The organism is Flavobacteriales bacterium (assembly GCA_020435415.1).
Taxonomy (GTDB): domain Bacteria; phylum Bacteroidota; class Bacteroidia; order JACJYZ01; family JACJYZ01; genus JACJYZ01.
On the sequence record JAGQZQ010000003.1, the window covers coordinates 11,923 to 34,346 of the forward strand.

Genomic DNA, 22,424 nt, shown 5'->3' on the forward strand with positions numbered 1-22,424 from the left:
TGGTGATGTGTGACGCAAACCAGAAACTACAAACCCGGGGCAACCCATGCCAACCGGTGGATCAACCTTAACCCCTAACCGTTAAAAACAAAATCAATACAGAATTTGCGGCGCTACATATCGCCGCCACCGTCGAAGTCACCTCCCTCGGAACCGTTTCTTCCGCGGTCTTCCTTCTTTTTTTGGTTCAGGCGGTAGCTGAAAGTGAGTGTGGTGGTGCGTGATTGCCATTGGAAATCCGTGTATGAAGAAAAGTAATCCCCATGGCTCTCAAACCGTCTGCGTCTGGTATTGAGTATATCGCGCAGTCCGAGGGTGAGGGTACCATTGCCTTTCAGGATATCAAGGGCAGCGCTGGCGTCCCAGTTGTACATGGCAAGTCTCTTTCCCTGGGCGGTGGTGCTGGGAGAACGGTAGTTGAAAGATGTTTGGATGTTCAGTTTCTTTTTCACTTTCCACTTCGAACTGAACCTTGAAGACCAGGCGTAGGCATCGTTGTAGTACCTCACATCCTCATAAGTACCGTCAGAAATGGCGCGGTAGAAATTAAAACTACCGTTCATATTCCAGTTTTTCATGGGTTTGTAGGAGATGGTAAACTCCAGTCCGAATGCATTTTCATACCCCAGGTTGATGGGGAACATGCGGGTAACACCGATGGAGTCGTTGACGACAACCCGCTCGATCTCGCCATCGGTATGCCGGTAATAAACACTGGAAAGAATGGAACCTTTGTCTCCCTGGCTCAGCCAACCCAATTCCATAGAGTGCGTGAATTCTGGGTTGATGTTCGGGTTTCCGGAGAAAATATTCCGGCTATCAGCCAAACCGAAAAACGGGATCAGCCACCAATGTCTCGGGCGACTTACCCTGCGGCTGTAGCTGAGTTGGATGGACCGGTCTTCGGTAAATTCGTAAGAAAAATGAGCGGAAGGAAAGAAACTGGGGAATACCCTTTTATTCGCATAGTTGTTTTGGGCGTACACCGTGTTCAGCTCTGCCTGCTCAAAACGCAGCCCTGCCTGATACGAAAACTTGTTCTTCTTTTTACCTGCCATGACATAAGCGGCGTACACATTATCCGTATAGGTGAGCGTGTTGTTGAATTCGGAATTCACCACCCAAGTCTGATCGCTGAGTTGATCTTCCAGGGAGTAGTCATACGTGACATCCTTCAGGTTGATCTTCACCCCGGCTTCGAACTTGCCATCTTTGCCCAGCGGATAAATGTAGTCTGACTGAAACAGCCAGGTGGTCTGGTCATTGACTTGTGATGTTCGCTGATAGATATCCTCCACCCCGGCTTCGGAGGATTTTTCAGTAAGGTCAGCCAACTCTTCTTCACCGTTGTTTTCCCATTTCAGATCAATGGTCCACAGCTGTTCTTCTTTTTCAAAGGTCTTTCGGAAATTCAGATTCAGTTCCGCATTCTGATCCGTTGCGTTTTCATCTTCTTCTCTCCAAACGGTTCCCGTACGCGTCCTGAGTGAGTCAAAATCCTGGTATGTATTTCGGGAGATATTTCTGCCCTGGGAGGGGTTAAAACCACCGGACAATGTCAGGGAGGATTTTTTTGTCAGATAAAAGTCGGTACCCAACCGGATGTTGTGTGATAAGCTGGTCCTGTTTCGATCCTGGATGCGATCGTAGTAGTAGGTCGTATCAGGATAGAAAAAATGCTGATTCATTTCTCCCCCGCCCTGCCGATCCTGGTAACCTACACCGTACGTGAGAAAGTAGTTGAATTTCTTTCTGCGCACATTAAGTGTTGCAGAAAGGCCATAGTTGGCAGGATATCCTACGCGGGCTTCTATGCTTCCATTGAATCCCTGGGTCTTTTCTTTTTTAAGCACGATGTTGATGATACCCACCTCACCTTCGGCGTCGTATCGGGCGGATGGATTGGTGATCACTTCCACGCGTTCCACCAGGTCGCCTTGTAGCATGCGGAGCGCATCCGTGCTACTCAGTCCGGTGAGGCCGGAGGGTTTTCCATCGATCAGGATTCGTACATTCTCGCTTCCCCGAAGACTCACATTGCCTTCCACATCCACCTCTACGGAAGGGATGTTATCCAGAACTTCGGCCGCCGTTGCACCGCGGTTATTCAGGTCCTGACCTACGTTGAACACACGTTTATCCAGCTTCAGTTCCATCTGTGGCTTGTCGGCTTCGATGGTTACGGCCTCCAGATCCGTAAAGCTGGATTCGATCTTAATATCTCCCAGGTCAACATTCTTATTCACCTGGATATCTGAAATGAATCTGTCCTTGTAAGAAAGAAACCGGACCATCAGATAGTATCTGCCTTCCGCAGCGCGGATGCTGAATTCCCCCAGATCATTGCTTGCAGCACCGGTAACCAGGCTTGAATCGGAGGGCAGATAAAGTGCTACCGATGCATAGGCTACCGGATGTCCGGCCTGGTCCACAATGCGGCCTTTCACCTCGTGGTTCGCCACGCCATCATCCGCCTTAACGGTTACAGCTACTGCCAGCAGGCATAGCGATAGGGTAAAACATCTGAGCGAGTCCCGAAAGACTGACAAAAGGCGCATGATGGAATGTGTTTGTTGACTCAGGCGACAAAGGTAAGGCGAATAAACAGAATCATCCAGCCACGGAAGGTTTTTGCGATGAGCGTTGACGATCTCACGACCAGTTCGGGTGAAACAACGGCGGGAAATGCGATGGTAAATGTAAGAAGTTCACGGGCCTCGAAGTGGTTATTCCACTACTGTTGAGTGGCTTAAGGAAAATGGACATTGAAGATATGGTCGTTCGGAATTATTACAGAGGCGCCAGGGGATTTTTTTTAGTCCGTATTTAGCGTGGACATAAACAATCAGTTACACCTTTAATGGCTCATGTTTCAATTAAATACAAAGATTGGTATTGGCTCTATTATCCTTTTAAAAGTGATTTCACCATTTGTATGAAATACATCTATTCTTACGAATGAACAAAATTAAAATTACAAAAATGTAATATTGCGACAATCAAATCAAGTTTCACTTAAATCAACAAAACAATGAAAAAAGTAGTGCTCATGAGTACGGTTGTCATACTTGGTATGACAGCATGTAAAAAAGAAAAAGTGGCAGAGGTTGCAGCTGTAAGCCCGACACAGGTTCCGGAATGGTTGGCCGCAGAAGCCGGAGGGTTGTGTATTCATTATGGATACGAATTGCTCCAAAACTCCCAGGGAGATTATGCCTGCCTCGTTGGAAAGTTGGAGAACTGCGCGAAAATAGGCCCTTGTCCGGCAACTCCGGGAAACAAGCGGGACAATGACCGGAAGCAATTGATAAGAGAGTTCATCCATGCGTTTGATTTGAACAATGTATCTTCGTTCTTTGACATTCCCGGATGGCAGGAATTGTTTCCGGGTGTGGCATCGGATCATGCGTTACTCGGAAAAATAAAATCCGGTGAGATGATCTTCCAACGTTCACAATCCTCCGCAGGTAGTACAGTATTCCAACTGGTTACATCTGGTTCTGGAAAGCAACAGTTATCGCAGACAGTAGCCATCGAAATTGAGGGTTAGGAAATGATACAGGTTCTGAATTTCCATGCATTGAAATGTGCATTTTGGCTTTGTTTATTTATGGCTGTATGCACCAGATGCAGTCCACAGAATAATCAGCTAGCACATGTCAGGGACTATGTGATCACGCCCGTGGAACGCGGTCAGGTGGTATTGTATGATCTGCTTGACACGGATTCTGGTGTGTTTGCCTTGACCTGGAACGCACCATTGCGTGATGTCACTTTTCACGCTTTGTCTGATTCCGGTTATGAATCACACGTGTCTCTGAAGGTTTTCGAACCTTCAATGTTTGGGAGTCAGGAAAACCTGTACATTCTTCCGCACAATCGTGATAGTTTGTTTGTAGTGCCTGAAATAAGTACGTCGGTATACCTGCTTGATCACCAGGGAGCCGTGCAGGATACTTTCAGGTTGGATCGTCTGAGTCCATCAGGAAATGACAGATACAGGCTCTCTGTAAATCTGTATAGCCCTATGTTATACATACCTCCGTACCTGTATTTGTCCATGGTGAAAGAGAGGGAACCCGGGTCGGAACGAACGAATGATGGGTGGTACCCGGGTACCCTTCCTTTCAAAGTAGTGAATATCAAAGGTGATAGTCTTGTCGCTGATTCCATACCCGTGAGTTGGCCGGAATTGAAAAATGAGAACATGCAGTTTTCCCTGATCGGGCCTATGTGCACGCAGTTGCCGGATAGTCAACTGATCTTTCATTATACCAACGTACCGTTGCTACAGAGATGGGACCGGGACAATGGGTTGGAAACATATGATCCGCAGGGAAAGTTCTTTGGGAGAATTCCGCATTATGATGAGGAATCGGCTCGCGCGGATCTGGACTATATCCGGCGATTCATTCTGGAATGCCCTTCTTATTTGTACCTGGTTTACGATCCTTATCGACATCTCTATTTCCGGTCGTACTACCCCGAAATGAGGTTGAAAATAAAAGATGATATGTTACCAAGACCGGATGATCAGTCGTGGTATTTGATGGTGATGGATGAGCAATTCAATGTACTTGATGAGATTCCTATGACATCAGACTATAACCCATACTTCATCAAGCCGGTGCGTGAGGGGTTGTTGATCGCGCAAAAGAAGACGAACCGATTTTCCAACCAATTCTCTATTTCACTTTTTACATACCATCAACGATGAAATGGTTTCAAAAATCCATAGTTGCACTTTTCCTGCTCATGGCTTGTCACAGTGCCAGGGAAAGAAACATGGTTGAGCAAAGGCAGATGTTTGCCTCTTTCGTGAAGGAGCAATATCAGTATGAAGTCCAACCTGGTGATGTATTCATTCTCATACCCCGGCTGATCTGTAAAGGTTGTGTGCAAATGAAACTCATTCAGCTGGAGGAGATGCTGGCCTCAGATACCCTGGAGCATACCCGCATCATCACTTCAAATCCGGGGATAGTTTCCGATTCCCTGGAACAACGTATCGTTGTATGGAAGGACAAGGAAGGCTGGCTCGATCGCGTGAACCTGCATATTGCAAATATGACCATGGTGCACATCGGGCCGGACGGGAATTTTCTGATTCGCTCCATCCCAACCACAGATAATCAACATGTGAAGGTATGGCTGGAAATGCCGGACAAATAAATCAAATTCAACTTTTTCAGTTGGTTCAGTGGTGCTAAGATGTAGTTGATTTTCATTTCCGGAGATAAGAAGGAGATCCTGTTGGATGACCAACGGCAAATACGTTCGATCGTTGTAAACTTTTAGTAGAATTCATACATTCGTTCGGCCTTCTTTTTATATGAACTTACTCCCAATGCCATGAAAAACCGGGTACTATTACTCGCGTGTATAGCTTTATCATGTGCTACACATGCCCAGGTTATTAACAATATCCATCTTTCCAATCCTGCAGCAAAAGACATCCTGGAAGGGAACTATACGCCATCAACTTACAGCGCCTCCAATGTAATCGAGCATCCGGAAACCATCCTTGACGGACTGATACAGGATATTCGCCCTGACTCGTTGCATTCCTACATGGAACACCTGGGCACCTTTGGCAACCGCAATTCCGGATCGGATACCTTATCGGATACCATAGGCATAGGTGCGGCAAGGAACTGGGCCCTGGCAAAGTTTGATGATTTCAGTTCAGCCAATGAGAACCGCCTGGTGACCTCATTCCTGCAGTTTGAAACCACGATGTGCAACATCCTGGAACATAAAAATATCCTGGCCATTCTTCCCGGTGCAGATGAACAGGCGGGTGTTATTATCATAGAAGGTCACATAGACAGCCGGTGTGAGGATGTTTGCGATACGGCATGTGTTGCCCAGGGAATTGACGACAATGCAAGTGGTACGGCGCTCGTCATGGAACTGGCAAGGGTCATGAGCCGGTATACATTTCAGAAGACGATTGTGTTCATGATTACCACCGGGGAAGAGCAAGGGCTGTTGGGAGCTGAAGCCATGGCAAGATATTGTAAAGACAATGGAATTGATGTGAAGACCGTGCTGAATAATGACGTGGTTGGCGGCGTACTATGTGGTCAGACCGCATCCCCACCAGCGTGCCCTTACAACCAACCTATTGACAGCTTAAACCTGAGACTCTTTTCTTTTGGTGTGCACATGTCGGCCTCCAAGCAACTGGCACGTTTCTCAAGACTGGAATATAACGAAATGGCAAAACCCAAAGAAAGTGTACCGATGGAGTTACATGTGATGGGTGCAGAGGATCGTCAAGGCCGGGGAGGTGATCATAAGCCATTCCGTGAAGAAGGTTATCCGGCCATCCGGTATTGCTCTGCCAATGAAAACGGAGATGCAAACAGCACCGATCCGAACTATACCGACAACCAGCACTCGTCCCGTGATGTTATGGGATATGATACGGATAACGACGGAAAGATCGATTCGTTCCTGGTGGATTTTAACTATCTCCGGAGAAATGCGCTGGTCAATGCCAATACTGCTGTGATGGTGGCTCAGGGACCGGTTCCTATTGATAAACCTGTCTTGGAAGCCGTCCCGGGTGGATTGGTGGTCACACTAACAGATCCCAACAACTATGGCAAATACAGGGTGGCATGTCGTTATAATGTGTCGCTTGACTGGGATACTTTGGTCACTTTTGATGGCGTGCTTACGGATACCATCTGGGGTTTACCGGACCTGAAAGAAAGGATAGATTCAGGGAGCGCGAACAACACCTGGTGGATCAGCGCTGCATCCATGGATTCTCTGGATATTGAGAGTTTGTTTTCCAATGAATCTTCCAAATCAGTCACCACCGGCCTGAATGACATTCCGGAAGAGGCCTTACCCCCATTGGAATTACTACAGAACCGACCCAATCCATTTGAAGAGGGCACCACCATTTCCGTTGCGGTGCACCGGCCGGTGAATTATGACAAAGCAGAGATTGTCATCGTTGATCTTGCGGGCAAAGAAGTGGCAAGAATGCCGGTTTCGCTAAAGCTGGCAATGAATGAAGTGGTATTCTGGCATGGCTTCGGCGCTCAGGGCACATACCTTTATAGTCTGGTTGTCGATGATCGGATCGTAGAGACCAAACGGATGTTATTTGCATTCTGATGATGTTGCTTAGTGGTAATCAACCACCAATGTACGTTGGGGACTTTCATAAATCCCCCGGATCACCCATCTGTTTCTGAAGATACCAAGTTGCGTTTGTTTCAATGAAGTGCCACGCAAGGTGGGTGGAACGGTGTGCTCTTCCATCTTTTTTCCGTCAAGGAACATGGTGAGTTTACATAATGATTCGGGTTCCTGGGTCAATACGAGAAGGGTATCTTGCCATTCCATAAAGTCAATGATCTTTCGGTTCAGGGCATTCTGAAAATCCAGTACATAATTCAATGGGCTGTCGAAGTCTTCTAACTTCCGGGTTCCAGGAGAAACCTTGAAGATGCTTAGGCTGTCCAGAAGCTGATCCATATCCGAATCATTGTAACGACGTATCCATCCGGTCCGGGATTCAGCCACCATCAATCCATTTGATCCGTGTCTCACCATCGGAGATTCATAGAGGTAACCCAGGTGGTTTTCTATAAAATGGTTATCCAGTCTACCAGCGAGTCTTATAAAATTTCCGGTCGCGGTGAATTCCGCCAGCACAGGCAGATGCTTTTCAAAGGCGGGATTGAACGGGTTGAACCAGGGTTCATATTCCGAGGTGTCTGCGAGTGAGCCAACGGCCGGCCAACCTTTACTGAGTGGCATCCAGATGCTGCCCGTCTCCATATCAAACCAAGCCGAAGTATGATCTAATGTAAACATGGAATCCGGCATAGTGTCGATATCTGTGAGTGACAAATACGTGGAGTCATTAAGGTGTTTTTCCACAAATGCGATGTGATTGCTATAGCTGATCTCCTCTTCATCAAAGGTCACTTCAGGAAGTGAAGCGGAGATCAGGAGCGTGGAGTCATTCCGAAATACGGATGAGAAGTACATGCTATTTAATATATGGTTGCTCCGCAGGAAGGTCAGGTATTTGTCCGGCAGTTCATCGGATATGAACCATGTTTCTTCACGTGTCCCAGGCGACAGGGATGTTATGAACTTTCCGGATTCCAGGTCATAAACGAGGATCCCAAGACTGAGGTCATCGTTGAGTGCAGCAAACCTTCCGGATGGGCTGTAGGAGGCACCAAGTATCCTGGACAGGGGATAATCGGGATGATCTTCCAATTCGGTTATCCGGATCCCGGTGAAGTTGGAAATATGAGTGGATGGTGATTTGGCCGGATCATTATTCGGTGGCTCGCCAACCGGTTCAATCATTTCGTTTGCGTGTGTGATTTGCATGGTCGTCTGACTATTTACGTTCATTCCCATCAGGCTCCATGAGCCGTATAATTCTCCGGTCTGAACATTGCATTTGATCAGGAAGGGCACCGATAACGGCCTGCCGGTAAAGCGATAGTGTTGTAACAAACTATCACTGGTTTGTGTGATGATATAGTCTGTTTGAAATGGACGGTTTTTCAGGTAGGCGATGTGTGCTTTCTCCCTGGGATAAAATGATGCAAGCATGACGTCCGATCGGATACCTGCTTCGCGAAGGTAGGTGACCAAAGGATTGATACTGCCTTCACAACGTGGACATGACATGGGCCTGATGAGGATCAAATAAGCGGTATCCGTATTAAAATGGATTCCGGTCTTTCTCAGAAAACTTTTCATGGCATGCGAAGCTCCTGCGTATGGCAACATGTTTTGCAGCGACTGTCCATAGAGATGTGTTTGAGTCAGCCAGCAAAAAATTAGCAAACCGTAACGTAGAAAAGAAGGTATAGGGGCAACCATATGTTTCAGGATCAACACGGCAGGGTTGAACGGGGAGATTCCAACAGGAGGGCTATTCTGCGATCTCCCCGGTCCAACCCAATCCGTATGTTCATTGTTCAAACTTTGCTATTAACTATTGCAGTGAAGGAATTTGTGATGAGGGCAATTGAAGCTCACTGCCGGAGATTCCCGTACTACTCCCTTCAATCACCATACCTGGGGTCAGGAATTCTCTTGGAAACCGATACACGATCATACCTGTTTCCGGATTTGCAGCATACAATTCTGCATCCTGAGACATTTCCTTATCTCCATGATCAATCCCTGGCCCGACCAGCTTGTTCCACATGAAAATAACGCAGTCGCTGATGCTGCACTGCACAATGGCGCAAGTCTCCCTGCTTCTCAAAGGGCATACCTTTACATCACTGCCACTGGTCACCACTCCTCCGCTTCCGGTGATCTTCAGCTTGATGGCCCGGGCATCGTAGGATGAAGCACAGAGCAGTCCCAGGATCATCATCCATCCAAAAATATTTCGGCTGTTCATCGTTGTAGGGAATTTTGCATGGGTGGAGTGAGTATTTGAGCCAGATGCATGCTTCCATCGGGCATCCGTACCTCAGCCCAGACATATCCGTTGTCAGTCCTTATTTCTGTCATCACGGTGATATAGGCGCAGACTTCGGAGGCGCTAACAGGACAGACGCGCGTAGTATTATCGTTGTCGTTGGAAATAATTCCCCCTTTGCCGTAAACGGTTACCTTGATCTGTTCCTTAGCAGGAAGATCTGTGTTATGAGGCGTAGCCTTCATGGACAAGGTGGACGCTAACATGCCCGTGAATGCGAGCATGAAGGTTGTCATTTTTCTTTTTTTCATAGGAATATAGATTTTGGTTAAACATCGAAAGCAAAGGTAGAGGTGCAGTTACGGGGGTGGAGAGAAAGTGACGTGGGAACTTACGGGTGTAAGAAAATCGGTTTACAATTTATTAAGTCGGCCGTGTAACATTTTGGGGAGCCAGCCGTTTCACTATATAAAGGTTTAATCGCCACATCGATTATTTAGGGTTTTGAGGGTCCTGTCTGAAAAGGCGGGACTTTTTTTTGTCCGGGATGGCTCCCCTTCGATTTTTCTATATGGGCTGCTTGAACAATGAAATTCTTTTAGGAAATTTGACCGCCTTTTTGAAATGATTTTCAGCCGGGGTAGCTCAGGGGTAGAGCGACGCTCTCGTAAAGCGTAGGTCGTGGGTTCAAATCCCATCCCCGGCTCATTTATCGCCGGTGGTGGCTCGAGAATGGTCATTAGACATTAGTCAATAGCCATTGACCAACCCCCAATCGCCTTTCTATTTTCTAATGTCTATTGTCTTCTGACTAACTACTAACTACTAACTACTTGGTACTAGTACTAGTCTACATTGGGAACAGCCAGGTCACGGGATTCAGTTTTTCTGATCCGCCCTGCATGGCTTTTCTGATTTCAAAGTGCAATTCCGTTTTTCCTTCGGTATCATTGTTCATGATCAATCCAATATCTTGTTTGGTCTTGATCTGATCGCCTTTTTGCACATACACCTCTTCAAGTTTGGAGTAAACTGTGAGGTATAGACCATGCCTTACCAGAACGGCTTTTCCTGATCCGGGTACCGTGATGACAGCAGTAACCTCACCATCAAAAACAGCCCTGGCCTTGCTGCCTTTTTCGGTGACGATGTCTATGCCGTTGTTATAGGTTTTTACGCCAAGTACCGGATGCACATGTTCACCGAAAGAACTGCTGATCTCTCCCTGAAGGAGCGGCCATGGTAACTTTCCTTTGTTCTTTTCGAAATTATCTGATAATCTTTGGGCTTCCGGTGTCAGATTGAAACGGTTCCTTTCTCTTATTTCTGAGGCGATGATATCTTCAATTGCCTTTTGAAGTTTCTTCATATCCGCTTCTTTCCGGCGGATATCATCCCTGAGGGATTGTTCCTGACGTTGAAGTTTGGTAAGGGCTTGGCCCTGTTCACTCTTTTCAGACTCCAGGGCTACACGTTGGTTTTCTTCTTCTCCCAACAACTTTTTCTTTTCCGATTTCTTTTCTTCCAGCTCTTTCTTTTTTTGCTCCAGTGCCTGTTGTGTTGAGATGATCAGTCCGGCCTGTTTTCTTTTATACTCATTGTATTGTTGCAGGTAACGGATACGCCGGTATGCCTGGTAAAAGTCGTTTGATGAAAAAATAAAAAGCATGCGATCGTAGTGGCTGCGGTTTTTATATGCGTTACGTATGATCCCTGCATACTCCTCTTTCAGGTTCACCAGGTCATTTTGCAGAGACTCAATCACAGCTGCAGTTTCAATGATCTCATCATCCAGCATCCGTACTTCTCTTCTGATCAATACCACCAATTGTTTTCGGCTGTTGATCTTTTTCTCAAGGATCACCAGTTGGATCAGTGAGATGTCTTTGGTCTCTTTGGTCTTTTGCAGTAGTTTCTTCTGGTAAGCGATGTTCTGTTCCAGCTTTTGTTTTTCCTTCTGCAGCTGTTCTTTCTTGTCCTTATCCTGGGCAAAACCGGTCATGCACCCTAGCGTCAGCCAGATGGTGGATATGAGAAGCAGAATATGGCGTTGCATGACCATCAGTCGGGCACATTGAATGGGAAACGCTGGGGTTTATTCAAGGTAACTTTTGAATGTGCCAGCCTGACATATGTTTTCTCCTTGTCATTGATATCCACTTCCAACTCATGAGGAAACCATTGGCCATCAATCTCCTTGAACTTGGAATAATTGGTTTCGAATTTACGATTCTCAGCGAGGTCATTCATCAACACCCGAATGATACGGAAATGGTCCGGCTCTATGCGGATATCGTGCTTGATGACTCCAAAGTCGCTGTCGTCTTTATCATTGATTGACTTTTTCAAACGGTGACGGTTCACCGTTCCGAGGTTATAGAATTTTTGATGCTCTGTAGCTTTGAAGACGGAATCTGCATAGTGGGGGTAATAGTTCCCGGTGATAATGGATTGAAGAAAGGAGAAGTTAAGATCCAGGTCTACGCCTATCAGTTTGGATAAAGAGTTGAAATCGCCCTCGAAATATTTTTGATCTTCCGGGGCAAGACGGTTGATGAATTTGATGGAGTCCGGGGTGATCATGGCCCGTGCCACCTCTATCCCCAACATGGTGGTGATGGATACCCAGATCACACTGTCCTTCCTCATGCGAAGGTTGGCACTGAACGAATGGTTTGTTTTACCGATGGTGGCTTGAGCTGCGATACGGGTACTCAGCCATTCGAATTGCAATTGGCTTTCTCTGAGTTTCGTAAAGAGATCGACCGGACTTTTATGTTCGGTAATAGTTGTAGCGGTCTTTTTTGTTGTTCGGCAGGCGGGTAACATCAGACCCAAAAAGGGGATCAGAAGGATAAAAAGGAAACGCTGCCCCTTTGATATGGGTTGTAACAGAGGTAATCTCACTTCTTTATTGGTCGTAGTATCTTCGGTCGTTGATCTTTTTCTCAAGCAACTGTGAAGGCAATCCAATAGCGCGTGCCTTGTGCCAGTACTCCAGTGCTTCTTCGGTTCTTCCCAGCTTGAAAAGAATATCTCCGTAATGTTCAAGGATGGTTGGCCTGTCTTTATCGGATAACTCCATGGCTTTCTTGATCCACTTCTCCGCTTCTTCATATTTCTCCAAACGGAACATCACCCAACCGTAGGTATCCAGGAAAGAAGCATTGTTTGGCTCAATAACCGTGGCTTTTTCCGCCATGCGTGCGGCCTTGTTCAGGCTATCGCCGCGTAATGAAAGATAGTAGCTGTAATTGTTCAGAACGTAAGCATTCCTTGGTTCCAGAGTCAGGGCTTTTTCATATGCACCATCCGATTCACGGTGTTGATTGAGGCCGTGATAAGCGTCGCCAAGATTGGTAAAAAACTGGCCTTTTACCACCGCATCATCCTGCGCGAAATCAAGACCGGCATTCAAGACATCTACGGCCTTTTTAAAATCTTTGGTTTGAATGTTGGCAAGTCCGTTTAGAAGATAAATGAGTCCCTGGGTTGGAAAGAGTTCCAACGCTTTTTGGCTTTCCTCGGCCATTGCCGGGAAATCTTCTAATTCGGATTCTATGATGAGCAGCTGTTTCCATACTGCAAATTTCTCGTGATCCAGGGAGATGGCTTTTCGGAATGCGTCACGTGCTTCTTCCAGCTTGTTCTCTCTGTACAGAAAGTCACCATACATAGCAAACGCTTTTGGTTCATTGGGGTGTGTGCGGACCATGATATCGCAAAGCTCCATGGCCTGGCCTGTAAGTGCGGGATAAGTTTCGGAAATAGAATAGTACGAAAGAAGAATCTTGATCTTGGTGTCTATGTTCGCATTTTCCTGTTGGAATCCGGCCTTGAGTTCTTCAAAAGATTTATCATCCTGGCCAATGGAGCGGTAATAGTCGGCCAACGAAAAATGTACGATCGGGTTTTCAGGGTCCACCTCCTTCAGCTTCAGAAATGCCTTCAGCGCTTCTTCCTCCATATCGTTGGCGAAATAAAGCTCGGCAAGCATGCCATAATATCTTCCTTCAGCCGGATTAGACTGGATCAGTTTGTTAATCTCAGCCACTGCTTCAGTCACCTTTCCCATCCGAAGGTACAGGCGTTCCTTTTGTACGATCAGATCTTCATCAAGGCCCATACGGTCTTCAACTTCCTGGTATGTTTTAATGGCAGCCTCCAGTTTGCCCGCGGTGATCTGCACTGCAGCCAGTTCATATACATATTCCAGGTTTTCAGGATCATCTTTCAGCAGGCGGCGGTATACACTTATGGCATCTTCATACAGCCGGTTGTTCATGCAAACCTTGGCAAGCAACAGCTGGTACCATTTGTTTTGTGGGTCCAGGCTCACCGCTTTTCTGGCAAAACCCAGGGCATCTTCATAACGGCCGGTGTTGTTGAAGACGGTGGCCAGCTCGTACATCACGGCATGGTTGGCCGGATCGATGCGAAGACATTGGTTGTAAAGATTAACCGCGATGTCAAGGTTTCCAAGGACCTTCTCTTTGGCCGCCGAATAAAAAAGCCGGGTAACTGTAAGTTGATCCTTTTCATCAAGGACCTTGGTTTTTGATGATACGCCTGACTGCGCAACCTCATGCGATTTGCATCCCGTGCCCACAAGTGTTGCAGTGAGGATTAAAAAAAGGTATGGACGGATCAGGCTTTTCATTTAGTTTTTCACTGTCGTGTAATCGCCGATGCTCAGGTCTGAAGCCTCATGCTCGAGGGAAACATGGTTACCGATCATTGAATTACTGATCACTAGTCCCTTTACCACAGAATCTTCCTGAACAATGCTATTATGGATAACGGCATCTGTGATGGTTGTATTTTTCCCCACAGATGTGTGCGGTCCGACGACGGCATTTTTGAGGGTCACATTATCCCCGATAAAACACGGAGGGATAATAACACTGTTTTCCTGCTTGATGTTTTGACTCACCAGTGACTTGTCGCGAAAGCGTTCCAACATGCGTTGATTGGTATCCACGGTAGCATTTTTATTTCCGCAGTCAAGCCATTCGCTTACTGTTCCGGGGGCGAAGCGGGCACCTTTGGCTTTCATGTTCTCCAGTGCACTCGTCAACTGATATTCTCCCTTATCCCTGACATCGTTATCGATCAGGTACTGGAGTTCACTGTGCAGGGTTTCACCACTGCCGAAATAATAAATGCCGATAATGGCGAGGTCTGAAACGAAGGTCTGGGGTTTCTCCACGAAGTCGGTGATCACCTGATCATCATTTACTTTCACCACACCGAATGGCCTGGGATCTTCCACCTTGTGTACCCATATCACACCGTCTTTGCTTTCATCCAGTTTAAAGTCCGAACGGAACAAGGTATCTGCAAATGCCACGATCACTTTGCCTTTCAATGCACTCTCTGCGCATAGGATGGCATGTCCTGTACCGAGGGCCTCTTCCTGGTAATGAATGGTTCCTTTGGCGCCATGGGAAGCAGCAATGTTTACCAGGGCATCTTCCACTTGCTTTCCGAAATCACCGATAACAAAAGCGACTTCCTCTACTTTCTCCTGGCACATAGCCACAAGGTCCTCAACCAGCCACTCCACAATCGGTTTTCCGGCCACCGGGATCAGGGGTTTGGGTATGGTGAGCGTGTGAGGTCTCATCCGTTTTCCCATTCCAGCCATTGGTATAATAATTCTCATAATTCGTATTTCTTAAATCTCAAATCTTAACTCTTAATTCCGAAGGTCGTTTCTAATGTTTACCTGTATGACCGAATCCACCGGCACCGCGGGATGTTTCTTCCAGGGCCTCACTGACCTCCCAGGTCACGCTTTCATGACGTGCGATGACCATTTGCGCAATGCGCTCGCCATCCCGAATCACAAAAGGTTCATTGGAAAGATTCACCAGGATTACACATACCTCTCCGCGGTAATCGGCATCGATGGTGCCGGGGCTGTTGAGAACGGTAACCCCTTTTTTGATGGCCAGTCCGCTTCTGGGTCTTACCTGTGCTTCAAAGCCCTGGGGAAGAGCAATGAACAGACCGGTTGGTATCAATACACGACCCAGTGGTGCCAGTGTAATGTCCTCTTCAATGTTGGCGCGTAAATCCATTCCTGCAGACTGTACGGTCTCATATTCAGGGAGCGGATGCCGGGATTGGTTTATGATCTTAATTTTTGTCATGTTGAGGGCGTCGGAGTGTTTTTAGTTTTTCAAGCAATTCCGGATTGGTGGATATGACCGCCAACAGATAGACGAAGATAAAGAATGTATTGGCAATTTGAGCCATCCAGAACGGCATTTCCGGCATGAAACCGTTCAGGTAATACAATCCCAATGCCAGTATAATGTATCCGATTACTTTGGGCAGGTGGTATGGCACGGGCAGATGTTTCTTACCGATCCAATAAGATAGGAATGCCATGGACATGTAACAGACCAACGTTACCCATGCAGATGCCATATAGCCATATGCGGGGATCCAGAAGTAGTTCCCTACGATGGTGATGGCTGCACCGCAAACCGTGATCATGGCGCCGGTGAAGGTCTTCTTTCTTAATTTATACCAGATGGACAGGTTATAAAAGAAGCCCAGAAATACATTGGCCAGCAGAATGATTGGAACCACCTTCAACCCCACGTGATAACGCTCACCAATAAGTGTTTTTACAATATCCATGTAAACCATGATGGCCAGGAAGATCAGTCCGCAAACAGCAGAAAAGTATGTCATGATGTTGGCGTATGTCTTCAGCGCGTCTTTTTCTTTTTCATGGGAGAAATAGAATGGCTCTGCTGCATAGCGGAACGATTGCACGAACAGTGTCAGGATCATGGCCAGCTTATAACATGCACCGTAAACGCCAACGGCGGCCATCCTGCTTTCAAAATCCAGAGGAAGCCGGTACTTGAGCATCAGACGGTCCAGGGTCTCGTTGATTGAACCCGCAACCCCCAGGATCAGCAACGGCAGGGCGTATACCAGCATTTCTTTCCAGATGTGCAGGTCAATACCGATTCGAATTTGTCCGGACCATATAAACAAGAGGAGAAGGGTTGCAGAACTGGCTACCAGGTTGGCGATAAAAATATATCCGACTCCGGCACGTGGTCCCAGAAACAATCCGTTGAATCCCAACGTCTCCGAAAACAAGTGGGGCGCTGCCAATATGAAGAGCAGATTCAATCCGATATTGATACTGATGTTGACCAGCTTGATGGTGGCAAATGCCGTGGCTTTGTTTTCGGACCGGAGTTTGGCAAACGGAATGGCTGAGATGGCATCAAATGCAATGATCATGGCAAACCACACAACATATTCCGTGTTGTCCGGATAGCCTAGTACGGCGGCAATCTGTGATGAGAACATGACGGCTGAAACCAGAAAGATCAGCGAAGTCAGTATCAGCGAAGTCAATGCGGTGGCATATACCTTTTTCTTATCCAGCGTGCTTTCACTAAACCTGAAGTAGGCAGTTTCCATGCCATAGGTCAGGATGATGATAAGCAATGCCAGATAGGTGTACATCTCTGTGACCACACCGTACTCATGCTCGGGCAGAACGTGCGTATAAAGAGGGATGAGCAGAAAATTCAGGAACCTCCCGATAATACTGCTGAGGCCATAGATGGCCGTTTGTCCTGCCAGTTTCTTAAGTGGATTCAAAGGATATACGGTACGCTTTTGTAAAGGTATGATCCCGACACTTAGTGCCTGATCTCAAATGTTGCATAGGATTGCGATACAGGATGCTCTTCAATGGCCAGATTGTCAACACGTGCATTCTCCGGACCTTTTCCGCACCACTTAATGAACGCATCAATCAGGCTCTCTTCGCCTTGTGCTTCTATCCATACATCTCCTCCGGCCTCGTTCCTGACAAAACCTGCAATGCCCAGTTTTTGTGCTTCATGTTGTGCGGACTTCCGATAATACACCCCCTGGACTTTCCCTGAAACCCTGATGGAGATATGTTTTACCATTATTTTCCGGGGAATTGTGGTTTCCGCTTTTCCAGAAAAGCGCTGGTCCCTTCTTTAAAGTCTTCCGTCCCGAAGCATTTCCCGAACTCCTCAACCTCGGTCACAAAGCCGTCCTCCCCATCCTTGAAATGTGCATCCAGACAGCGTATCACACCTTTTACTGCCACCGGGGATTTGGAAAGTACCTTATCAAGGAGTTCCCGTGTTTTGGTCATTAATTCTTCCTTGCTTGTCAGGGCATTCAGAAGACCAAGCTTCAATGCTTCTTCGCCGGTGATCATGTCTCCGGTCATCAGGAGTTCTGCGGCTTTGGTTTTTCCGACATATTGGATCAGTCTCTGGGTACCACCATATCCCGGGATCAAACCCAGGTTCACTTCTGGTTGTCCGAAGCGTGCATTTTCCGAGGCAACCCTCAGATGACAGGCCATGGCAAGCTCGCACCCGCCCCCGAGGGCGAATCCGTTAATAGCAGCGATCACGGGCTTATGGCAATCCTCAATCATTTTGAAAATAGCCTGGCCGTTCGCAGCAAACGCTTTTCCTTCTTCCGGGGAGATATCTAAAAATTCCTTGATATCCGCGCCGGCAACAAATGCTTTTTCTCCGGCACCCGTGATGATGATACCTTTTACTTCCTGGTCATCACTTGCTTCGAGCACCACTGATCGGATCTCTTCAAGGGTAGCCCTGTTCAAGGCATTCAGCTTATCAGGGCGGTTAATGGTGAGGGTGAGAATTCCGGCTTCCACATCCGCCAGTAAGTTTTCATAAGTAACGCTTTCCATATATCGAATCGGTTTATGAGTGGTTGCGATGGGTTTCCACCCAATCGCGTATGTAGTTCACAATGACCCCCGTTTCCGTTCCCGGTGCGAACAATTGTCCCACACCCATTTCTGCCAGCTTTTTCATATCGTCATCCGGTATGATGCCACCTCCGGTGAGTAGAACGTCATCCAACCCCTTATTATTCATCATTTCCTTGATTTTCGGGAATACTGTCATGTGCGCACCGGATAAAATGCTGATCCCTATCGCGTCCACATCCTCTTGCAATGCAGCGTTCACCACTTTTTCGGCGGTTTGTCTGAGTCCGGTATAGATCACTTCCATCCCGGCATCCCTCAAAAATGAGGCAATTACTTTTGCGCCACGGTCATGCCCATCCAGGCCAACTTTGGCGATCAACACACGAATAGGTCGGTTCATAATAGGGGGCTTGCGCTTTTGACAAATGTAATAATTTGTGCCAAAGCCGCACATGGTGCGGGGGTGCCAACTTTACGCTTTTACCCGGGTAATCAGGTCTTCCGCCACCGCACGGGTCTCGTGGTCGGTTTGGAGCAAATCATCAAGACCAGGTTTTGCTATAAAGGGGACTTGAGCCAAGCACTGTTCGATGACCCCGGGAATACCGGTAAATGGAATTTGTTCATTCAAAAAAGCAGCTACGGCAATTTCGTTGGCGGCATTCATGACACAGGGACTGTTGCCTCCCTGTTTCATGGCATCGAATGCAAGCCTGAGACATCGAAAGGTCTCAATATCGGGTGATTCGAATGTGAGTTCCGGATATTGCATGAAGTTAAACCTTGGGAATTCAGATTTCATACGATTGGGGTATCCCAGGGCATATTGAATGGGCAGTTTCATGTCTGGCAAACCCATCTGCGCTTTCATGGATCCGTCCTCAAATTGCACAATGGAGTGAATGATGCTTTGCGGATGAACGATCACTTCGATCTGCTCGGGTCGCAAACCAAAGAGCCATCGGGCTTCTATCACCTCCAACCCCTTGTTCATCAGGGTTGCGGAATCAATGGTCACTTTTGCGCCCATGTCCCAGTTGGGGTGATTCAATGCCTGTTCAGGTTTGATATCCTGAAGTCCGGAAGCCTTTCGGCCCCGGAATGGTCCACCGGAAGCGGTCAGTACTACCTTCTCGATGGGGTTGTGAAACTCTCCTGCCAGACATTGGAAGATGGCTGAGTGTTCGGAGTCAATCGGGTAAATATTCACACCCGCTTCTCTGGCGGTTTGCGTAACGATATCTCCACCTACCACCAGTGTTTCCTTGTTGGCAAGCGCAATGGTTTTTCCTGCACGAATGGCTCGGAGTGTAGGTTTCAGGCCGGACGAACCGACGAGGGCGGTCAACACCAGGTTGATCTCTTCCATCTCCACCACCTGTTCCAGGGCATCGGATCCGGCGTATACTTTGATATCAAAGGATTCCAGGGCATCCGATACTTGCCGGTAAGCATCCTTATTTCCGATAACGACGGCATTGGGCCGCCATGCAATCGCCTGTTCAATTAATAATGCTGCATTGTTTTGGGCTGTCAGTACCTCCACTTCGAAATGATCACGCTGCCCGGCGATCACTTCAAGTGCCTGTGTACCGATTGATCCGGTAGACCCAAGGATGGCGATATGTTTCTTTTCCTGTACCCTCATGTGATGCGCAGGCTGCAAAAATAGGTTTTATTGTGTTGATGACTATCTGTACTCTAAATGATCCAGCCTCCGGACAGCAGAGCGTCGGCTATTTTTCGATCGTTGGACAACCGCGGTACCTTGTTCTGCCCGCCCAACTTCCCGATAGACTTCATGTATCCGATAAATCCTTCCTGTTGTACAGTCCGCACCTCCAGCGTTCTCAGGATATTTCCGTCCAGCAGATCCTTATAGTAGATATTTTGTTGTTGCATGAGGGCATCCAATCTGTTTCGGAACCCTTCCGGATCCGATGGAGGGATGCTGAATTCAACAAACCATTCGTGGTATGGCAAACCGTCTGCAGGCTTTACCTGGGGAGCCACGGTAAATTCACGGATCTCTGCATTGAACTCCGTGGCGGCGATCTGCATGGCACGATCCACTTCCTCGCCAATGACGTGTTCACCGAAAGCACTTATAAAATGTTTGATACGGCCGGTCACGATCAATCGGTAAGGGTCTGTGGAAATGAATTTAACCGTATCACCGATGCTGTACGCCCAAAGGCCGGCGTTGCTGCTGAGAACAAGGGCATACTGAACACCTGTTTTTACTTCCTGCAGTGTTAACCGTGTCGGGTTTTCATTGTGTACTTCATCCAAGGGGATAAACTCAAAAAAGACCCCGCTGTCCACGTTCAACAGCAAACCTTCTTCATCATGCCGGTCCTGGAAGGCAATAAATCCTTCCGAAGCTGGATAAAGTTCGATGGTATCCACGTGGCCACCGATCAGCTTATCAAAACCTGCTTTGTACGGAGAGAAGTTCACCCCACCATGTACAAAGAGGCTGAAGTTTGGAAATATATCCAGGATGGTTTCCTTTCCGGTAAACTTGAGCAGTTTTTCGAAATACATCTGCACCCAGGACGGGATGCCGCTGATAAGGCGCATGTCTTTGTCCACAGTCTCCCGGACAATGGCATCAACCTTCATCTCCCAGTCCTCTATACAGTTGGTGTCATATGAAGGAAGCTGGTTGCCCCGCAGATATCCGGGTACGTGATGGTTTACAATACCTGACAGGCGACCGGTAAGGATACCATTGGTTTTTGCCAGTTCGGGGCTGCCTGACAAGAAGATCATTTTTCCTCCCACGAACTTTGATTTCCCGGTGGTAGCAATATAATTCAACAAGGCATTTCGTGCGGTATCAATGTGGTTGTGGATGGATTCAGAAGTGATTGGAATGTATTTGGTTCCTGAGGTGGTTCCTGAGGTTTTGCTCAGGTAGATGGGTTTACCGGGCCACAAAATATCCGAGTCACCATCCTTTACCTTTTCAAGCCATGGTTTAAGATTTTCGTAGTCTCTAACGGGTACGTGTTTCTTGAAATCCCGGGGCGCTGAGATGTTTCCAAATCCATGTTCTTTGCCAAAGGCTGTTTGTGCTGCCGTCGATATCAGGTGATTGAACACGGCGGCCTGTGCCTGATCCGGCCGCTCCACACTTTTCATCATACGCTGCCGGATAAACTTTGCAACGGGTATGCTGAGGGTGGATTTTAAACTCATATCGTTCAGAATAAAATATAATCCTGGGGGTTCACAGCCTGTCCGCTGTGCCAGAGTTCAAAGTGAAGATGCGGGCCGTTGGTTAGTTCACCGGAATCACCCATAATGGCGATGGCCTCACCCGCTTTGACAAACTCGCCGGTCTTTTTTAACAATACGGCGTTATGTTTATACAGAGAAACCAGGTTATGCTTATGCTGAATAGTGATGATGTAACCGGTTTCTGACGTCCAGGTTGAGAGGATGACCTTCCCGTCGAGGGTGGCCTTTACCGGTTCATTGGCTGCTGAGACGATGTCGATACCATAATGTTTTTCCTGCGCATCAAATCCACTGGTGATCAAACCTTTTACCGGGGTATAGAATAACATATCTATGCGTGATCCCGAACTCGGAACGGGTTCATTGAAGGCCAGATTGAATTTATCCTCGGACTCAATTTTTTCAATCAATTCCGATTCTGCCTTGGACCTGGACAATTCTATATTCTGATAATCTGAAGGTACCGCAGAAGTGCCGGATGGTAAGATGGTGTCTTGTCCGGTGGTGTCTTCACCTGCCAAGATATGTTGCAGATTTCCGAAATACTGTTCGTATAGCCTGAGTTTCTCTTCCAGGGTATCGACGGCCAGTGCGTTTCCTATGGCTTGTTTTCGCAGTTGGATGGCTGTATAACCCGGCACATATTGCCTAAGCGGGGTAAATGCAACCAGCGTAATTCCCAAAGCGATCAGAAGAATGGTAAAAGTTCCTATAAGTGCATACACATTGATGGGTGTGAGTTTAAGAGACATCTTTTCTTCAAAGGTGTCGTCATTCATCACCACCAACCGGTATTTATTCTTGAGGCGTTGCCGCAGTTTTTTCTTAGGTGCTTCCTGCATAAGTTTGCAAATATCTTAAAAACAACAGACAAGCGGATGTTTATCTGTAAAGCACTGCCCCGGGTTATTTCTGATTTGTGACTGGCAATTCATAACTTTCTGTTATCAGGATCATGTGGAATATATGCGTTTTTTGCCCCCTACA

Annotated in this window: 20 protein-coding genes and 1 tRNA gene; 5 read left to right on the top strand and 16 right to left on the bottom strand. The window is 47.2% G+C overall.

The genetic code is table 11. The features are described from left to right. Positions 1-113 precede the first annotated feature (113 nt). Positions 114-2,558, bottom strand: a complete 2,445-nt coding sequence (locus KDD36_01145; protein MCB0395225.1) for a TonB-dependent receptor — start codon at positions 2,556-2,558, stop codon at positions 114-116. A 473-nt stretch (positions 2,559-3,031) separates the two neighbouring features. Between KDD36_01145 and KDD36_01150 the strand changes: the two genes are divergently transcribed. The 4 genes from KDD36_01150 (at position 3,032) to KDD36_01165 (ending at position 7,134) form a co-directional block, all read left to right on the top strand. After that, positions 3,032-3,550: a hypothetical protein gene (locus tag KDD36_01150; GenBank protein ID MCB0395226.1), complete on the top strand. Its 519-nt coding sequence runs from the start codon at positions 3,032-3,034 to the stop codon at positions 3,548-3,550. 60 nt (positions 3,551-3,610) lie between these two features. After that, entirely contained in the window at positions 3,611-4,717 is a 1,107-nt protein-coding gene (locus KDD36_01155; protein ID MCB0395227.1) for a DUF4221 family protein, read from the top strand. Continuing rightward, positions 4,714-5,172 carry a hypothetical protein gene (locus KDD36_01160; GenBank protein ID MCB0395228.1) on the top strand — a complete coding sequence of 153 codons (459 nt, stop codon included), beginning with the start codon at positions 4,714-4,716 and terminating at the stop codon, positions 5,170-5,172. The genes KDD36_01155 and KDD36_01160 overlap by 4 nt, the downstream gene beginning before the upstream one ends. 180 nt (positions 5,173-5,352) lie before the next feature. Then, positions 5,353-7,134: a M28 family peptidase gene (locus KDD36_01165; protein ID MCB0395229.1), complete on the top strand. Its 1,782-nt coding sequence runs from the start codon at positions 5,353-5,355 to the stop codon at positions 7,132-7,134. A 9-nt stretch (positions 7,135-7,143) separates the two neighbouring features. Here the strand turns inward: KDD36_01165 and KDD36_01170 are convergent, their stop codons facing one another. The 3 genes from KDD36_01170 to KDD36_01180 all read right to left on the bottom strand — a co-directional run bounded on the left by KDD36_01170 (position 7,144) and on the right by KDD36_01180 (position 9,735). Then, positions 7,144-8,748 carry a hypothetical protein gene (locus KDD36_01170; GenBank protein ID MCB0395230.1) on the bottom strand — a complete coding sequence of 535 codons (1,605 nt, stop codon included), beginning with the start codon at positions 8,746-8,748 and terminating at the stop codon, positions 7,144-7,146. A 238-nt stretch (positions 8,749-8,986) separates the two neighbouring features. Further along, positions 8,987-9,403, bottom strand: a complete 417-nt coding sequence (locus KDD36_01175; protein ID MCB0395231.1) for a hypothetical protein — start codon at positions 9,401-9,403, stop codon at positions 8,987-8,989. Further along, positions 9,400-9,735, bottom strand: coding sequence for a hypothetical protein (locus KDD36_01180; GenBank protein ID MCB0395232.1), 336 nt, complete (start codon positions 9,733-9,735; stop codon positions 9,400-9,402). The genes KDD36_01175 and KDD36_01180 overlap by 4 nt, the downstream gene beginning before the upstream one ends. Positions 9,736-10,058: 323 nt before the next feature. Between KDD36_01180 and KDD36_01185 the strand changes: the two genes are divergently transcribed. After that, positions 10,059-10,130 (top strand) — tRNA-Thr (locus KDD36_01185). A 144-nt stretch (positions 10,131-10,274) separates the two neighbouring features. Here the strand turns inward: KDD36_01185 and KDD36_01190 are convergent. The 12 genes from KDD36_01190 to KDD36_01245 form a co-directional block, all read right to left on the bottom strand. Next, entirely contained in the window at positions 10,275-11,480 is a 1,206-nt protein-coding gene (locus KDD36_01190; protein MCB0395233.1) for a peptidoglycan DD-metalloendopeptidase family protein, read from the bottom strand. A gap of 5 nt (positions 11,481-11,485) precedes the next feature. Continuing rightward, positions 11,486-12,376, bottom strand: coding sequence for a DUF4292 domain-containing protein (locus KDD36_01195; protein MCB0395234.1), 891 nt, complete (start codon positions 12,374-12,376; stop codon positions 11,486-11,488). After that, positions 12,336-14,084 carry a tetratricopeptide repeat protein gene (locus KDD36_01200; GenBank protein MCB0395235.1) on the bottom strand — a complete coding sequence of 583 codons (1,749 nt, stop codon included), beginning with the start codon at positions 14,082-14,084 and terminating at the stop codon, positions 12,336-12,338. Before KDD36_01200 ends, KDD36_01195 begins: the two co-directional genes overlap by 41 nt. Next, positions 14,085-15,089: an NTP transferase domain-containing protein gene (locus KDD36_01205; GenBank protein ID MCB0395236.1), complete on the bottom strand. Its 1,005-nt coding sequence runs from the start codon at positions 15,087-15,089 to the stop codon at positions 14,085-14,087. It abuts the gene before it with no gap. A 52-nt stretch (positions 15,090-15,141) separates the two neighbouring features. After that, the gene (gene dut, locus KDD36_01210; protein MCB0395237.1) at positions 15,142-15,579 is read right to left on the bottom strand and encodes a dUTP diphosphatase; all 438 of its coding nucleotides are present in this window, start codon (positions 15,577-15,579) and stop codon (positions 15,142-15,144) included. Then, positions 15,566-17,062: an oligosaccharide flippase family protein gene (locus KDD36_01215; GenBank protein ID MCB0395238.1), complete on the bottom strand. Its 1,497-nt coding sequence runs from the start codon at positions 17,060-17,062 to the stop codon at positions 15,566-15,568. Before KDD36_01215 ends, dut begins: the two co-directional genes overlap by 14 nt. A gap of 41 nt (positions 17,063-17,103) precedes the next feature. After that, entirely contained in the window at positions 17,104-17,379 is a 276-nt protein-coding gene (locus KDD36_01220) for an acylphosphatase (protein MCB0395239.1), read from the bottom strand. After that, entirely contained in the window at positions 17,379-18,167 is a 789-nt protein-coding gene (locus KDD36_01225) for an enoyl-CoA hydratase/isomerase family protein (protein MCB0395240.1), read from the bottom strand. Before KDD36_01225 ends, KDD36_01220 begins: the two co-directional genes overlap by 1 nt. A gap of 13 nt (positions 18,168-18,180) precedes the next feature. Further along, positions 18,181-18,591, bottom strand: a complete 411-nt coding sequence (locus tag KDD36_01230) for a cobalamin B12-binding domain-containing protein (protein ID MCB0395241.1) — start codon at positions 18,589-18,591, stop codon at positions 18,181-18,183. A gap of 72 nt (positions 18,592-18,663) precedes the next feature. Further along, a complete protein-coding gene (locus KDD36_01235) occupies positions 18,664-19,839 on the bottom strand; it encodes a 1-deoxy-D-xylulose-5-phosphate reductoisomerase (protein ID MCB0395242.1) in 1,176 nt (391 codons plus the stop codon). A 53-nt stretch (positions 19,840-19,892) separates the two neighbouring features. After that, positions 19,893-21,395 carry a GH3 auxin-responsive promoter family protein gene (locus KDD36_01240; protein ID MCB0395243.1) on the bottom strand — a complete coding sequence of 501 codons (1,503 nt, stop codon included), beginning with the start codon at positions 21,393-21,395 and terminating at the stop codon, positions 19,893-19,895. A 5-nt stretch (positions 21,396-21,400) separates the two neighbouring features. Next, entirely contained in the window at positions 21,401-22,279 is an 879-nt protein-coding gene (locus KDD36_01245) for a M23 family metallopeptidase (GenBank protein MCB0395244.1), read from the bottom strand. Positions 22,280-22,424 lie beyond the last annotated feature (145 nt).

Bases quoted from the DNA above. Each gene is read 5' to 3' on its own strand.
- KDD36_01245 (MCB0395244.1), bottom strand. From the start codon at position 22,279: ATGCAGGAAGCACCTAAGAAAAAACTGCGGCAACGCCTCAAGAATAAA.
- KDD36_01230 (MCB0395241.1), bottom strand. From the start codon at position 18,591: ATGAACCGACCTATTCGTGTGTTGATCGCCAAAGTTGGCCTGGATGGG.
- KDD36_01155 (MCB0395227.1), top strand. From the start codon at position 3,611: ATGGCTGTATGCACCAGATGCAGTCCACAGAATAATCAGCTAGCACAT.
- KDD36_01145 (MCB0395225.1), bottom strand. From the start codon at position 2,558: ATGCGCCTTTTGTCAGTCTTTCGGGACTCGCTCAGATGTTTTACCCTA.
- KDD36_01170 (MCB0395230.1), bottom strand. From the start codon at position 8,748: ATGAAAAGTTTTCTGAGAAAGACCGGAATCCATTTTAATACGGATACC.
- KDD36_01200 (MCB0395235.1), bottom strand. From the start codon at position 14,084: ATGAAAAGCCTGATCCGTCCATACCTTTTTTTAATCCTCACTGCAACA.
- KDD36_01235 (MCB0395242.1), bottom strand. From the start codon at position 19,839: ATGAGGGTACAGGAAAAGAAACATATCGCCATCCTTGGGTCTACCGGA.
- KDD36_01220 (MCB0395239.1), bottom strand. From the start codon at position 17,379: ATGGTAAAACATATCTCCATCAGGGTTTCAGGGAAAGTCCAGGGGGTG.
- KDD36_01225 (MCB0395240.1), bottom strand. From the start codon at position 18,167: ATGGAAAGCGTTACTTATGAAAACTTACTGGCGGATGTGGAAGCCGGA.
- KDD36_01240 (MCB0395243.1), bottom strand. From the start codon at position 21,395: ATGAGTTTAAAATCCACCCTCAGCATACCCGTTGCAAAGTTTATCCGG.
- KDD36_01205 (MCB0395236.1), bottom strand. From the start codon at position 15,089: ATGAGAATTATTATACCAATGGCTGGAATGGGAAAACGGATGAGACCT.
- KDD36_01165 (MCB0395229.1), top strand. From the start codon at position 5,353: ATGAAAAACCGGGTACTATTACTCGCGTGTATAGCTTTATCATGTGCT.
- dut (MCB0395237.1), bottom strand. From the start codon at position 15,579: ATGACAAAAATTAAGATCATAAACCAATCCCGGCATCCGCTCCCTGAA.
- KDD36_01175 (MCB0395231.1), bottom strand. From the start codon at position 9,403: ATGAACAGCCGAAATATTTTTGGATGGATGATGATCCTGGGACTGCTC.
- KDD36_01160 (MCB0395228.1), top strand. From the start codon at position 4,714: ATGAAATGGTTTCAAAAATCCATAGTTGCACTTTTCCTGCTCATGGCT.
- KDD36_01190 (MCB0395233.1), bottom strand. From the start codon at position 11,480: ATGCAACGCCATATTCTGCTTCTCATATCCACCATCTGGCTGACGCTA.
- KDD36_01150 (MCB0395226.1), top strand. From the start codon at position 3,032: ATGAAAAAAGTAGTGCTCATGAGTACGGTTGTCATACTTGGTATGACA.
- KDD36_01180 (MCB0395232.1), bottom strand. From the start codon at position 9,735: ATGAAAAAAAGAAAAATGACAACCTTCATGCTCGCATTCACGGGCATG.